Annotated in this window: 15 protein-coding genes; 1 reads left to right on the forward strand and 14 read right to left on the reverse strand. The window is 46.6% G+C overall.

Annotated elements, in window-relative coordinates; genetic code table 11:
- Positions 1–234: 234 nt before the first annotated feature.
- Positions 235–426, forward strand: a complete 192-nt coding sequence (rpmB, locus tag DESYODRAFT_RS21730) for a 50S ribosomal protein L28 (RefSeq protein ID WP_007786393.1) — start codon at positions 235–237, stop codon at positions 424–426.
- A 45-nt stretch (positions 427–471) separates the two neighbouring features.
- Here the strand turns inward: rpmB and hslO are convergent, their stop codons facing one another.
- The 14 genes from hslO to fmt form a co-directional block, all read right to left on the reverse strand.
- Positions 472–1347 (reverse strand): Hsp33 family molecular chaperone HslO, encoded by an 876-nt coding sequence (gene hslO / locus DESYODRAFT_RS21735; RefSeq protein WP_007786396.1) that lies wholly within the window; start codon positions 1345–1347, stop codon positions 472–474.
- Positions 1348–1525: 178 nt separating this feature from the next.
- A complete protein-coding gene (locus tag DESYODRAFT_RS21740) occupies positions 1526–2173 on the reverse strand; it encodes a thiamine diphosphokinase (protein WP_007786398.1) in 648 nt (215 codons plus the stop codon).
- A gap of 11 nt (positions 2174–2184) precedes the next feature.
- Entirely contained in the window at positions 2185–2844 is a 660-nt protein-coding gene (gene rpe, locus DESYODRAFT_RS21745) for a ribulose-phosphate 3-epimerase (protein WP_007786399.1), read from the reverse strand.
- A gap of 1 nt (position 2845) precedes the next feature.
- A complete protein-coding gene (gene rsgA, locus DESYODRAFT_RS21750; protein ID WP_007786400.1) occupies positions 2846–3748 on the reverse strand; it encodes a ribosome small subunit-dependent GTPase A in 903 nt (300 codons plus the stop codon).
- Positions 3749–3760: 12 nt separating this feature from the next.
- On the reverse strand, positions 3761–5503 hold the full coding sequence (gene pknB, locus DESYODRAFT_RS21755) for a Stk1 family PASTA domain-containing Ser/Thr kinase (RefSeq protein WP_007786401.1): 1743 nt from the start codon (positions 5501–5503) through the stop codon (positions 3761–3763).
- The gene (locus DESYODRAFT_RS21760) at positions 5496–6938 is read right to left on the reverse strand and encodes a peptidoglycan D,D-transpeptidase FtsI family protein (RefSeq protein ID WP_007786402.1); all 1443 of its coding nucleotides are present in this window, start codon (positions 6936–6938) and stop codon (positions 5496–5498) included. Before DESYODRAFT_RS21760 ends, pknB begins: the two co-directional genes overlap by 8 nt.
- Complete coding sequence (locus DESYODRAFT_RS21765; protein WP_007786403.1) at positions 6938–8221, reverse strand: FtsW/RodA/SpoVE family cell cycle protein; 1284 nt, start codon at positions 8219–8221, stop codon at positions 6938–6940. The genes DESYODRAFT_RS21760 and DESYODRAFT_RS21765 overlap by 1 nt, the downstream gene beginning before the upstream one ends.
- A 4-nt stretch (positions 8222–8225) precedes the next feature.
- Complete coding sequence (locus DESYODRAFT_RS21770; RefSeq protein ID WP_007786404.1) at positions 8226–8945, reverse strand: Stp1/IreP family PP2C-type Ser/Thr phosphatase; 720 nt, start codon at positions 8943–8945, stop codon at positions 8226–8228.
- Complete coding sequence (locus DESYODRAFT_RS21775; protein ID WP_007786405.1) at positions 8926–9375, reverse strand: FHA domain-containing protein; 450 nt, start codon at positions 9373–9375, stop codon at positions 8926–8928. Before DESYODRAFT_RS21775 ends, DESYODRAFT_RS21770 begins: the two co-directional genes overlap by 20 nt.
- Before the next feature lie 26 nt (positions 9376–9401).
- Positions 9402–10220 carry an FHA domain-containing protein gene (locus DESYODRAFT_RS21780; RefSeq protein ID WP_007786406.1) on the reverse strand — a complete coding sequence of 273 codons (819 nt, stop codon included), beginning with the start codon at positions 10218–10220 and terminating at the stop codon, positions 9402–9404.
- On the reverse strand, positions 10217–11281 hold the full coding sequence (gene rlmN / locus DESYODRAFT_RS21785) for a dual-specificity RNA methyltransferase RlmN (protein WP_007786407.1): 1065 nt from the start codon (positions 11279–11281) through the stop codon (positions 10217–10219). Before rlmN ends, DESYODRAFT_RS21780 begins: the two co-directional genes overlap by 4 nt.
- A gap of 28 nt (positions 11282–11309) precedes the next feature.
- Entirely contained in the window at positions 11310–12668 is a 1359-nt protein-coding gene (gene rsmB, locus DESYODRAFT_RS21790; RefSeq protein ID WP_007786409.1) for a 16S rRNA (cytosine(967)-C(5))-methyltransferase RsmB, read from the reverse strand.
- Positions 12661–13350, reverse strand: a complete 690-nt coding sequence (locus DESYODRAFT_RS21795) for a zinc metallopeptidase (RefSeq protein WP_007786411.1) — start codon at positions 13348–13350, stop codon at positions 12661–12663. Before DESYODRAFT_RS21795 ends, rsmB begins: the two co-directional genes overlap by 8 nt.
- A 34-nt stretch (positions 13351–13384) precedes the next feature.
- A complete protein-coding gene (fmt, locus tag DESYODRAFT_RS21800; protein WP_007786412.1) occupies positions 13385–14353 on the reverse strand; it encodes a methionyl-tRNA formyltransferase in 969 nt (322 codons plus the stop codon).
- Positions 14354–14382: the final 29 nt, after the last annotated feature.

The raw sequence follows: 14382 nt of genomic DNA on the forward strand, positions 1-14382 counted from the left end.
TCATCCTTAAAAATCAATCTATTCCGACCACTTTCAAGGATAAATATTGTAAAAGTCTATACTACAACGCGTGTTGGATATGGCTTGATTACTGGGTTTGTGGAATTTTGGGGTACTTATGGTTGAAGTCCAGTTTCAAGCAATCAACAAATATTCACCGGGAAACCTTGCCAACCCGTAAGACATTTGATAGAATGAATAAGTGTCATTTCGGCTGCAAAGGAGGTTTAGCACATGGCTAATGTTTGTGCTGTATGCGCTAAAGGAGTAGTTACTGGATTTCAAGTCAGCCACTCTCATATACGGACAAAACGTACTTGGAAACCAAACTTACAAAATGTTCGTGCGATTGTGAACGGCACCCCTACCCGGATTAAAGTTTGCACCAGATGCTTGCGTTCCGGTAAAGTTCAACGCGCAATCTAATGAATCAAAAGCCCGACTTATGCTCGGGCTTTTTTCATTTTATCATCATGCCCTCTCCCAAATCTCCTGAAGCTCATCCATGCTAAACTGATAATGTTCGTTGCAAAAATGGCAAACCATCTCGGCTTTCCCATCCGAGATCAGGTCTGCTATTTCTTTTTTACCTAATGAAACCAACGTTCCACTCAAGCGTTCTTTTGAACACATACAGGTAAACCCAACCGGACGCCGCTCTAAAACATGATAAGGGAGCTTCCCCAGCAAATGACTCAATAACTCCTCCATAGATTCACTCTGGGCGACCAATTCACTAATTCCTGTCTGCAGCCTTCCGAGCTGGTTTTCAATAGCTTGAATATCCTCTTCAGGCGCCCCGGGCAAAGGCTGAATCAAGAGCCCGCCGGCTCCGGCCACATGATAATCTTTTTCTACCAATACCCCTAATAGCATGGCAGAAGGAATCTGTTCAGAGGATAATAAATAATGCACCAGATCCTCAGCAATCTCCCCGCTAACCAAAGGAACCATTCCCGTATAAACCTCGCCATTCTGCAAGCTTCGGCTGACGGTCAATTCTCCGCGCCCGACTGCTGTACCCACATCAAGTTTACCAGAAGCCTTAAGGGGTAAATCCACCAAAGGTTCCCGGACATATCCCCGCACCTCACCCCGCGCATTTCCAACAGCAACTACTCCTCCTAAAGGGCCGTCGCCTAATAAACGCAAAGTAACATTCTCTTCCCCTTTCAGGGAACTGGCTAAAACAAGAGCCCCAGTCATCGACCTTCCCAGCGCAGCAGTTGCAAGGGGAGACATCCCATGACGTCTCCGGGCTTCCTCCACCGTATCCGTCGACTTCACCAGAACCCAACGGGCATTTCCTTCAAGCATAGTCCCAATCCACAGTTCATCATGTTGCATAATCGTCAATCCTTTATTTAATCTTATTTGTCCTAATATCTATAATAAACGGTAAAATGGTTCCTTGTGTATCTCAGTTATAGCCTTTCCTTAGAACTCAATCCTTACACTCCATTGCAACTCACTGCTCACACCATAATTCATTAAATAGAAATGTGTCAACAACCCTATCCCTCTGTCACACCCCTGCTCTCACAATAACCAGCAGGACCCAACCCTCATGAATCTCAACCACTGCCTTCTCCCCCAGAAACACATTACTTATCCCCCGAGGGCGGCTCTGAAGAAGAACACCCTTCCGGAGCGGATAGTACAAGCCCTCTGTCGAGACAACGGACTTCTCGGACAAAGAAATCAAGGAGAGTTCCTGCCCAGAGGAACCCCCTATCTCTTCCCGGCCCTGAACAATCCACATTTCATGCTCAGGATCAACAACTCGAATCCGATACCCTTTTTGAGCATAGTCCAGCATAAGCGAAATATTACCTAAGAAATGATCGAGGCGTTTGCCTGTCGCTCCATACAGCCAAATATCTCGTTCATCAAGCCTGCGAGCCTCTTCCTCAGCCCGCAAAAGAGCCAATTCAAGGTCCGTCTCATCCTTTTCACTGGGATAACTCACAATGATACAGCCGCTCTTTGCACATTGACTCAAATTTTCGGGCGAAATAGAATCTAAATCTCCGATGACTAGATCAGGCATGCGTGAAGAAAGGGCAGCATAATTTGCTCCCCCATCCGCGCATATCAAGAAATCAACCTCTTTAAGGGTCTGTTTTCCCCATTCCAAATCCCAAGCACCATTTGCTAAGACCGCTATCTTAATTTTTAATCACCCTACTTTAGGTTCGCAGCCTGGCGAATATTCTTAACCGCTTGCTGTGGATCCGGTTGAGCGAAGACGGCTGCTCCCGCCACTAAAATATGGGCTCCCGCCTTGGCGACTACCGGAGCAGTTTCCATATTAATTCCTCCATCTACTTCAATAAGACAAGAGGATTGAGTTTGTTCAAGGTGACGCTGAAGAACCTGGATTTTCGGAACAACATTAGGTATAAATTTTTGCCCCCCAAATCCTGGGTTGACCGTCATCAAGAGCACCATATCCAAATCTCCTAAAACGTACTTCAACCCATCCAGTGGTGTCGCAGGATTAAGTGCTATTCCAGCTGTCATTCCACGTTCCTTGATTTGTTGAATGACACGATGAACATGTGGCGTTGTCTCTAAATGAAAGGTGATATGATCGGCACCAGCCGCTGCAAAATCTGCAATAAACTTCTCAGGCTCTTCAACCATCAGGTGCACATCAAAACGCATTCGCGAATGGTCTCTTATTGACTTAACCAGGGCCGGTCCAAAGGTAAGGTTGGGGACAAAATGCCCGTCCATGATATCGATATGTAAAACTTCTGCACCTGCCTCCTCAACCAGTTTAACCTGTTCTGCCAGGCGGGAAAAATCTGCGGATAAAATAGAAGGGGCCATTTGAATCACATTAATACTTCCTCTCTGCTTCAATTACTTCTTTCAAGAAAATAAGATAATGCTCATAACGCTCCGGATAAATTTCTCCATTTTCCAGTGCGGCTTTAATAGCACAATTGGGTTCTTTATCATGTAAACAGCTATTAAAACGGCAGAGTCCTCGACGCTGGGCGAACTCGGGAAAAAAGTCCGTTAATTCCGCCCGCTTCATTTCCGGTAAATAAAGAGAGGAAAAACCAGGTGTATCTGCAACCAGTCCTCCTGCGCAAACCATTAATTCTACATGCCGTGTCGTATGGCGGCCGCGCTTTGACTTATGACTTATTCGTCCTGTTTTCAGTTTCTTTCCAGGAGATAAGGCATTAAAGAGACTGGACTTTCCGGCACCTGAAGGCCCGGCGAGCACACTAATCTTATTCGCCAGATGGGCACGGATTTCTTCAATTCCCTGACCCGTTTCGCTGGAAACCTCAAACACTTTGTATCCTATATTACGGTAAACATCTGTTAAAGCGTGATCTGGTCCATCATTTAAGGGGTCCGCCCGGTACTTATCTAATTTAGTAAAGACTAAAATAGGCTCAATATCTGCCTCAATCACTTGGATTAACAAGCGGTCCAGAAGATTAAGGTCCGGCCTCGGGGAAGTCATGGCAAAAACCAAAATAGCCTGATCCACATTAGCAATTGCAGGTCGTGTTAAAGCATTCCGGCGTGACCCTACAGATTCAATCGTCGCCTTAGCCAAGTGTGGGCCTTCCGCTTCTTCCGAGAGAATGCTTACCTGATCTCCCGGCAAAAACTCTTGATCTTTAACGCGAAAGCGACCGCGCAGGGAACATTCCCATACTCGGCCTTCCGCATAAACATAATAAAATCCGCCATATCCTTTGAGAAGGACTCCATCAATCATTTTTATTCCTCACTAATCATTGTACTGGCGAAGATTTGTCAAGAGCCGGGCAACCGATACCGGATTATTTCCTGCCTGATCACCTATTCCTTGAGCATAAGGACCAGGTCCCCGCGAAACATACATTGTCACTTCTGAACCCTGCTGAACGCTTTCTCCCGGGTTAGGAACCGTGCGCGTCACTACACCTTCCGGGGACGTATCAGAAAGTTCGGTCTCTATCCTCAGTACCAGCTTATTTTGATCTTCGAGAATCATTTTGGCTTCGGAAGATAGCCTGCCAATCACATTTGGCATATTGATTGTCTCCCATTGCGGTCCTGCGCTTAGGGTCAAAGTGATGTTGCCATTCTTAGGCCATGCTGCTTTTGGCGCTGGATTCTGGTCAATAACAGAATCTTTTGCCGCGTCATCTGTCTTATAGGCAAATTTAATCTCTCCTGTGAATTCAGCATTGGTAATCATATTTATGGCATTTTCCTTTGACATCTGACCAACCATTACATTTGGAAATTCGATCAGCTCAATACCTTTGCTTACTACTACTTTTACTGTTCGTCCAGCTTTTATCGAGGTATCTGCCTGAGGGTCCTGTTTAATAATATAATCTTCCTTAACTTCACTATTAAATTCATAAGCTATCTCCGGATCGAGAGTTAATTTACGCTGTTTTAGATACTCCTCTGCAACAGGCACAATTTTACCTACTAAATTCGGAACCGTCGTCGATTCTACTGCAAGGTATTTCCAAAGGCCTCCGACCAGCAGAGCGAGAAGAAGCACGAATCCCCCAATAATCATTAGCCGGCGTTTCTTATTTACAGCCCTAGGAGGGGCCGAGCTTTTTATTCCAATCGGAGCCAGAGCCTCACTCATTCCTTTGTGCGTCTGAGTCTTTTCGGGATCATCTGCTTGAAAAGCATCGAACCAAGCTATAGGCTGACCCGCCTGAATATGATTTAGATCTTCCAGCAGATCTTTCGCCGTCTGGTAACGTCGTTCGGGGGCTTTGGAGATTGCCCGCATAATAACCCCTTCCAGTTCTTTACCAATTCGGGGATTGAGCTTGCTCGGCGGAACAGGCTCCTGCTGTAAATGCTTCAAGGCAATAGCAATCGGAGTTTCGCCGTCATAAGGAACTTTACCGGTAAGCAATTCGTACAGAACAATCCCCAGAGAATATATGTCCGACTGCTCATTGCTTTGAATTCCCTTGGCTTGTTCAGGCGATAGGTAATGAACCGAACCTACAATATCTCCGGTATGGGTCACAGTCGCTGAAGATACGGCCCTGGCGATACCGAAGTCTGTGACCTTAGCGTGCCCGTCTGCCGTTACTAATATGTTGTGAGGCTTAATGTCCCTGTGAATAATATGGTGTGTATGAGCGTTTTGGATGGCTCCTGTGATTTGTCTGGCAAGATTAATGGTCTGGTCATTGGAAAGCGGGGCATACTCCCGAATAATTTCTTTGAGATTACGGCCTTCCACATATTCCATAACGATGTATTCCATATCTCCATCTTTACCTACATCATAGATTGAAACAATGTTGGGATGAGATAAGCTTGCTGCGGACTGGGCTTCCCTCCGAAACCGACGAATAAAGTCTTCATCAGTGACAAACTGTTCTCGAAGGACCTTAATGGTCACAACTCGGTTCAGTAACAGATCCTTGGCCTTAAAAACAATCGCCATACCCCCGGCACCAATTTGCTCGATAACTTCATACCGTTCCCCGAAGATTTTACTCACTTTTGTCACCAACTTTCTGGTTCAATGCTTCCTGAATAATCTGTCGTGCGATCGGAGCTGCGGCTCCTCCTCCGGTTCCGCCATTTTCTACGATTACGGCAACCGCAATTTGCGGGTTATCCGCGGGTGCAAATGCGATATACCAAGCATGGGTCAGCACATTTCCTCCAGGCTCAGCTGAGCCCGTCTTACCTGCGACCTGAACACCGGGTAAGGCTCCGGGGGCAGCCGTACCATCCGTTACCGCTGTGACCATACCGCTCGTTATCTTATCCGCTTCCTCTTTAGAAAGCGCTGTCAGCCAAGGCTGAGGTTTCTGTTGAAATAAGACATTCTGGGAGGAGTCAAGCACTCTTTCAATTAGATGGGGAGTCATGATAACTCCATCGTTGGCAATTCCGGCCGTCATCAACGCCATATGGAAAGGGGTTACCAGAACTTCTCCCTGGCCAAATGTGCTGGCAGCCAGCAGATTCGTATTCAACGACGTCGGATTCATGGTTTCCTTGGTAATTGAACTCCTTGGAACCTTTAATTCGAAAGGAATCGTTTGTCCAAACCCAAATCCTTTGACCGCTGAAAGAAAGACTTGATCTCCAGCCTGCACTCCGAATGTCGCGAAGTACGTGTTGCATGATTCGGCCAAAGCCATATTATAATTAACCCAACCATGTGCTCTATCGTTCTGTTCCCGAATGACTTGTCCATTAATAATCGTCGATCCTTGACACTGATATAAATCTGTAGTATTCAAACCACTTCTCAATAAGGCTGCCGAGGTGACTACCTTCATAGTTGATCCCGGCGGATAGAGAGAAAAATAACGGTGTTCAAGGGGTCTTTGCTTTTCGCCAAGGGGTTTCTTTTCTTCCTGACTTATTATTTCATTCCATTTTTGATCAAGGTTTGTGGGATTAAAACTGGGCTGGCTGACCATGGCCAACACTTCACCTGTTTGCGGGTCCAGGGCCACTACAGACCCCATTTTTCCTTTAAGTGCATTATAAGCAATGCTTTGCAGGCGGGAGTCCAAAGTAAGCACCACGTCATCTCCTTGACGCGGCAGTGCAAAAAGCTGCTGAACCGCCTGAGTGGGGGTGGCCCTCTTAATTCCTAACAGCCAGTCTGCCAGGCTTCCTTCAAGACCGGAAGCACCAAGTTTCACCGAAGAATAACCAAGGACAGGCTCAAACATCTCCCCTTTGGGATAGACCCGAACCTTCTTTCCCTCTGCAATCTGAGTCTGGGCTAATATTTCGCCGTTACGATCAAAAATTCCTCCCCGAGTCACGCGGCTTTCCATAAGAATCAGCCGGCGATTAGCCGGATTTTCCAGCAAAGTATCTGCCTGAACAACCTGCCAATAGACTAAGCCAAGACTAAGAACAAAAAAACTAAAGGCCATGCCCAATGCTACCTGACGTACCCCTCGCATTATGTTGCATACTCCCTTCCCTTATTCTTGGCGGTATGAGAACTCACCGCTGTGGCATTAGAAATATTCAGCAGAACACCCAGCAAAATAAAATGGATAATGAGGGAACTTCCGCCATAACTCACCCAGGGAAGAGGAATCCCTGTCAAAGGAAGCAGCTTGGTAACCCCGGCCAGAATAATTAACGTTTCTGTACCGAGGAGGATCCCAATCCCGGCAGCCAGGATTTGTCCAAAACGATCTTTAGCTTTCAGGCTGACGGAAAAAGCTCTCATTACGACAATCAGGAAGAGCACCAGTACGGCCATAGCCCCGGCAAATCCCAATTCTTCTGCAATAACGGAAAAGATAAAATCACTAATGGCCACGGGTACCGTTGAAGCCCCAATACCATTGCCTAACCCCGTACCCAGGATTTTCCCGCCCCCAATGGCAAACAGGGATTGAGCAATTTGATACCCCATTCCGGTTGGATCTTGCCAGGGGTTCAGCCACATAGCTACCCGAACGCGAACATGCCCAAAGAGCATATATCCAACAGTCCCAGTCAGCAGGAACACCGGCATTGATATGCCTAAATATAATTTCCGCTCGGTTACAACATAAAGCATAAGTACAAAAAGCATATAAAAGACCAAGGCCGTTCCCAAGCTTCTCTGGGCAGCTAAAATTCCCAGCACGAAAGCCACCATGATCATAAACGGTCTCACTGTCCTCCAATCGGGTAATGAAAATTTTCCCCATTGTACCGTTCCAATCCGCAGCAATTCTTCATTTTCTTCCAAATAGGTAGCCATGAATAAGAGCAGGGCCAGCTTAACAAACTCCTCCGGCTGAAGCCCAATACTCCCAAATTTAAAGGTGCTTGTTGCTCCTCCTTGTTCAGAACCAAACAAAAGAGTAACCAGCAGCAACCCCACCGCCAGAAGTCCCCAAATGTATCGAAACCTGCCAAAATAGCGATAATCCCTGATTGACCATAAAACCACATAGAAGATCAGCAGCCCCAGATTTGCCCACCAGAATTGGTGCAAAGCAACATCCGGATTAATTCTCACCACAAATACCAGTCCTAAAGCCATTATAGCCTGGACAACAGGCAGAATATAAGGATCTCCCCGATAATGGAAGACCTGCTCCATTAAGCCCCCTGCCAGAACAATGACCGTAAAAATCAGTGCTTGCCAAAGGAGCCGGCTTGTATCGCCGTCTAATTTCAGCAGGCTTATTCCTATCCACATCATTCCTAAGACTAGAATTCGTAAAATTAAACGCTGAATCATAGGCTTACTCCATAATACAGCACAAGGCTGTGAAATTATCCGGGGCACCCCGTTCCAGGGTAAGCTGTCTTAATTTTTCCAACCGTTCTTCCCAAGGACTTGGTTCGAGAAATTCTTCTGAAAGTTCCTGATCACTTATCATATTAGAAAAACCATCCGTACACAAAAGAAAAACATCCTTTGTTTGCAAACCAATACTCCTGCAATCCACTTCAATCGTTGGGTCTGCTCCGACCGCACGCATCAAAACATTGCGTTGAGGGTGTCTTTTTGCTTCATCAAGTGTAATCTGACCTAATCTCATAAGCTCACCGACCAGCGAATGGTCCATTGTTAAAGGAGTTAAGGTCTCATTACGCCAAAGGTAAGCCCGGCTGTCTCCCACATGAGCAATCACAACCTTGTCCTTGCGAATCAGCAGGACGGTTAAGGTTGTCCCCATACCCGCATTTTCCGGAACGGTCGTGGAGGATTCATACACGACCTGATTGGCCTGAATGAAAGCTTCCGTTAAACTTTTTTCCAACGCTTGATCTTCAAGCTCAGCAAGACGCGGAACCCAGGTTTCTAATTCATGCAAGGCCGCAGAAGACGCTACCTCTCCCGCCCGGTGCCCTCCCATCCCATCGGCCACAGCAAAGAGACCTTCATCAGATAACACTAAAAACGAATCCTCATTATTTTTTCGAATACACCCTTTTTCACTAAAGCTTAGAACTCTCATTTTGCCACCTCGTGTATTGGAAGGTAATGCTTCCAATTTTCACATAATCTCCGGCTACCAGTTGTACCGGAGAATGGATCTGCTCTCCATTAACCCAAGTTCCATTCGTACTTCCCAGGTCTTCCAGAATAGTTTGTCCTTTTTGCAACCGAAAAACTGCATGCTCAATGGATGCAAAATGATCCGGCAAGACAATATCATTGTGCTTGCCCCGTCCTACACGCAGCCCTTTTCCATCCACTTTAAAAACACATCCCCTAGAGAGTGTTTCTCCTCCGGTAAGCACCTCTAAACGTCCGAACTCATTGGCGGAACGCTGAAAAACACCCTTTAGTTGAAGATCTGCTAAAAGAGCCGTAAAAATACGAAAAATAAAAAGATAAATGAGGGCGACAAAAACGAGCCGTCCTATGACTAACACAAATTGCATACAATCCTCCCAATCAAAAATAGCGGTTAGGTCAGAGGGAATCTTTGTATGACCAGGACACTTTGTCCGATGGTTATGCGATCTCCGGGAGCCACCGTTTGATGGGTAATTCTTTGTCCGTTAACGAACGTTCCATTCGTACTTCCCAAGTCATCAAGCCACCAACCGTTCTCCCTACCAGGTGCAATCTTCAGATGTCTTCGTGAGATCTCAGGATCATGTAAAACCAGATCACATTGTCCATGCCGGCCAATGATAACCTCCTCATCCTGCAGAGCAAAGGTCTGACCGATATCAGGTCCTTCTATAATTTCGAGAAAGTAATCTAAATTCCTTCTGACCAAGCCCTCAGCCGGCAAGTTCTTCATGACACTTTCTCTGAAGATACTTGTGCTTTCCCGCCAGTTCGATTGATTCAGCCGGAGATGTTCGTTTTCTGGTTCAATATCCGTTTCTTCCTCTCCCCAGTCTACAACAATGGAATCATCAAAATCGACTTCGATAACCATTTGCCGGGGATTCACAGTATCATCTGCATGCAATTCTATGGCTGGTTTGGTTAAAAATGTGTACTCATTTCGTTCCGCTTCGGCAAATAAATATTTTGACAGCTCAATGAGAAACGCATCCCCGAAACTTGCTATTGGCCCCCAATCCTTGGAATGGAGATAAACCCGATAAATATTGGGCACATACACTTGAGAGATGCTGACCTGCTTGTTCCTGAGCATCGACTTCACAAGTTCCTTAGCTATTTCCACGGGTTGAAGGCGGGATGAACTTTTTTTAAAAGCTTCAGTAAAAAGGAATTCAGCCACCCCTTCGAATCGGGCAAGTAAGCTCATTTTAACTCTCCCTCCCATTGTCGGCGAAGTTGACCGCATGCTGCATCAATATCCGTTCCCCGCTCTTCACGTGAAGATACAGAAATCCCAGCCTCTTCTAACACCTGGGCAAATCTCCTTATCTTCTCCGGATCAGGGCGCTCCATCCCCGTTCCCTCTACCGGGTTGACAGGAATCAGGTTGACATGCCCTAAATGTCCTTTCAGTAATCGGGCCAGAGCTTCTGCCTCCTCTCGCTTGGCATTTTCTGAGGTCAAAGCAACTTCATAGGTGATCCTGCGCTTCGTTCTCTGGGTATACTCCCGGCAAGCCTTCATAAGCTGCTCTAAGGGATAGCGTCGGTTCATCGGGATCAAATCATTTCTTATAGCATCCTGAGCCGCATGAAGGGATACCGCTAAGCCTACTTGGGGATTATCCTCAGCCAGCTGAACAATTTTTGGTGCGACTCCGGATGTTGAAATTGTCATTCGCCGCATGCCAATGTTTAATCCTCGACTGTGATTTAATAATTGAATCGCTTTAAGAACCCGGTCGTAATTGAGTAAGGGTTCCCCCATACCCATAAAAACAAGGTTGGTCACCTGAAAATCCGGATCTTCCTGCCGAACATAATAGGTGATATCCAAGACTTGGCCCACAATCTCAGCGACGCTCAAGTTTCTTCGGAACCCTTCTAACCCAGTCGCACAAAACGAGCATCCCACCGGGCATCCGACTTGAGTAGAGACACAAACAGTATGTCTATCGCGGGATGTTGTCCGGGCATAGTCCATTAGAACACATTCGATGGTCTCTCCATCTTCAAGGCGAAACAAGTACTTACGCGTGCCATCCTTTGAACGCTGCTCACGTATCTTATCTAACGCATAGAAACGCAGGCGGGTACTTAAGGTGTGCCGATCGCTCTTTCCCACATTCTTCATTTCATCCCAAGAACGTACTGCTTTTTGTTGCACCCATTCGAACAATTGAATTGCCCGAAACCGTTTTAAACCTATCTGCAGACAGATCTCAGTCAGCTCGTCTTCCAAACAACCGCGCAGCTCAATGTTTTCCATACTATATTATTCACCCAATTCATTCCAGTTAAACTTCACATCGACGAAATTTTGCCAAAAAGAAGCCATCCATCCCATGGCGATGGGGTAAGAGCTGTAACATCCCTTTACGCCCTTGCTTAACATCCCGGGGCTCCTCTAAAATAAAGGGCAACACATCCGCCAGATCAACCGGTTCAAACTCGGGATGCGACAAGCGAAATCGCTTGACCAGTTCGAAGTTCTCATCTGGTTCAGTCGTACAAGTCGAGTAAACCAAAGTTCCTCCATTTTTAACACAAGACGCCGCTCTCTCCAAGATAGCAAGCTGCAGTGCCGGCAAATCTTTAAGACCTTGTTCTTCTTTCTGCCAACGCAAGTCAGCCTTGCGTCGAATAATACCCAGCCCTGAACAAGGAGCATCGACCAGCACACAATCTTGGGACTCAAGCCTTATTCCCGGTAAATCCCGGGCATCTCCTACTTGTGTCTCAATGATTGTGATCCCTAGTTTTTGAGCTAACTGCTCAACAAGCTCCAATTTATGGGCATGAATATCAAAGGCCAGGATTTTTCCTTCATTCTTCATCATTTGAGCAAGATGGGTTGATTTGCCTCCCGGAGCACTGCAAGCATCCAACACAGATTGACCCGGCTGCGGATTTACCACATGGGCGACAAGTTGCGAACTTTCATCCTGAACAGTAAAAAGCCCCTCTCGAAAACTATCGAGTTGATCTAAAGCCCCGAAATTTGAGATCTGTAAGCTTTCAGGCACGCGACTTCCCAATTGGACCGTAATTCCTTCTTCTCTTAGCCGTTCCGTCAAATCCTCCCGCGAGATCTTAAGGGTATTAGTACGAATCCAAGTCGGAGAAGGCTCATTATTAACTTTGCACAAGGCTTCGGTTTCTTCAATACCCCAGCGGTTCAGCCAGCGTTGAATCAGCCACTCGGGATGTGAATATCGTACAGACAGATAACGAACCGGTTCGCGTTTTAAATCCGGCCAGTCGATATCCCATCCTCTTTCCATCACCTTACGCAAGACCACATTTACCAACCCCGTAAATTTGGGGAATTCCTTGGCTAATTCCACACTTTCATTAACCGCCACAGCAGAGGGAACTTTATCAAGAAAAAGTATTTGAAAAGCACCAATTCGTAAAATTGCCCGAACCTCATGGGGAAGCGAAGACATTGGTTTGCTTAAATGCCTTCTTAAGGCATAATCTAAGGTCAAGCGGTGTTTAAGAGTACCGTTGACTAACAAGGTTACAAAGTGGCGATCCCTGGAATCTGTCAGCCTGAGACTGTTTTTCTGTAAAAGAAGATTGGCGTAGGCGCCTTCTGCCTCAACACGTGTCAGCATGTTGACAGCCATTTTACGAGCGGTTTCTTTAGTCATCACTTCTACCCCTGGCAATCAGCATAAAACGCACTAATTGGAGAATCGCGGCTAACGCAGCAGCCACATAAGTCAAAGCAGCAGCATTTAACACTGAACGCGCACCACGAACCTCGTCACTTCCTATTATTCGCCCCTCCTGAAGCAGGGATAAAGCTCTGCTGCTGGCATTATATTCTACAGGAAGAGTAATCACCTGAAAAAGCACCGCAAAGGCAAATGCAAATATTCCCAATTCAAGCAGCCAGCCATAGGTCGGCATGAAAAGACCCACCATGATTAAAATAGGACCTGCTCCGCTGCCGATGTTCGCAACCGGTACGAAGGATGATCTGAGCTGCATGGGGAAGTACCCGGAAGCGTGTTGCAACGCGTGTCCTGTCTCATGAGCGGCGACTGCTATAGAAGAAAGTGAGCTGCCGTGGAATACGTCCTCACTCAGCCTGATGATCCTGGTCCGCGGATCATAATGGTCGGAAAGCCGCCCGCCAATCGGTTCCACACGTACATCATAAAGACCATTGCTCTTTAAGATGCCTCGTGCGACTTGGGCTCCCGTAAGCCCCGACTGTGAGCGAATCTTAGAGTAACGTTTATAAGATGAGGAAATCTTAAATTGTGCGTACAAAGAAAGTAATATGGCGGGAATTAAAAGAACCATTGTCGGATCCCAAAAAAGCATAGGCTTTGCCTCCTTTTCACTCATAGTTTATGGTTCAATCAAATTTTTCCCCAACTTGCCCATGCCGGCCATTAAAAAAGTCTCGTGCGGCCATAACCCGTTTCCCTGCAGGTTGAACCTCCAAAACACGGAGAATTCCCTCCCCGGTTTGAACAAGCAAGCTGTCTCCAACTACCTGAATAATTTGACCCGGGTCAGTCAACACCCTCTCGAAGTCTTCAGCCTCCATTCCCGGGGCTATTCCGTCATGCTGTAAAAAAGGGGTGCTCCTCCATATCTTCAAGTTTTCTCCTCGAAAACTTGAGAATGCACCGGGCCAAGGGTTTAAACCCCGGATCTGATCGTGTAATTCTGCCGCCCTGCGTGTCCAATCTAAGCGTTCATGTTCACGTTTCAAAAGAGGCGCATAATTCGAGTCACCGGTTTGAGGGGTTGGAATGATACCCCCCATCTCCAGCTCATGTAAGGTTTCAATTAAGAGTTCTGCTCCTACAATGGCTAACTTGTCATGAATCTCACCCGTGGTTGATTCATGAGCAATGGGGATTTCCCGTTTTAAGAGCATATCCCCTGTATCAAGACCTTCATCCATCAACATGATAGTCACTCCCGTAAAGGATTCTCCATTGATAACCGCCCAATGAATCGGTGCAGCTCCACGATAAGCGGGGAGCAGCGAAGCGTGCACATTAATACACCCTTTTCCGGGCAGTTGCAATATCTCCCTGGAAAGTATCTGTCCGTAAGCCACGACAATAATACTCTCAGGGGCTAAATCCTTTAGCTGCCGGATAGATTCCGGGGTTTTAATCCTTTCAGGCTGAAAAACAGGCAGACCTAATTCCCCAGCCGCTATTTTTACAGGACTGGGTTTTAAATTTTTCCCTCTTCCGGCCGGCCGGTCAGGCTGAGTAAAAACCCCTGCCACATCATGACCCGCACTCACCAAGGCCCGCAGCGTAGGTACAGCAAAATCAGGGGTACCCATAAAAACTATTCGCATACCTAATATCCCCCTTTCGCGAGGTACGA

This window comes from Desulfosporosinus youngiae DSM 17734 (genome assembly GCF_000244895.1).
In the GTDB taxonomy this organism is placed as follows: Bacteria; Bacillota; Desulfitobacteriia; order Desulfitobacteriales; family Desulfitobacteriaceae; genus Desulfosporosinus; species Desulfosporosinus youngiae.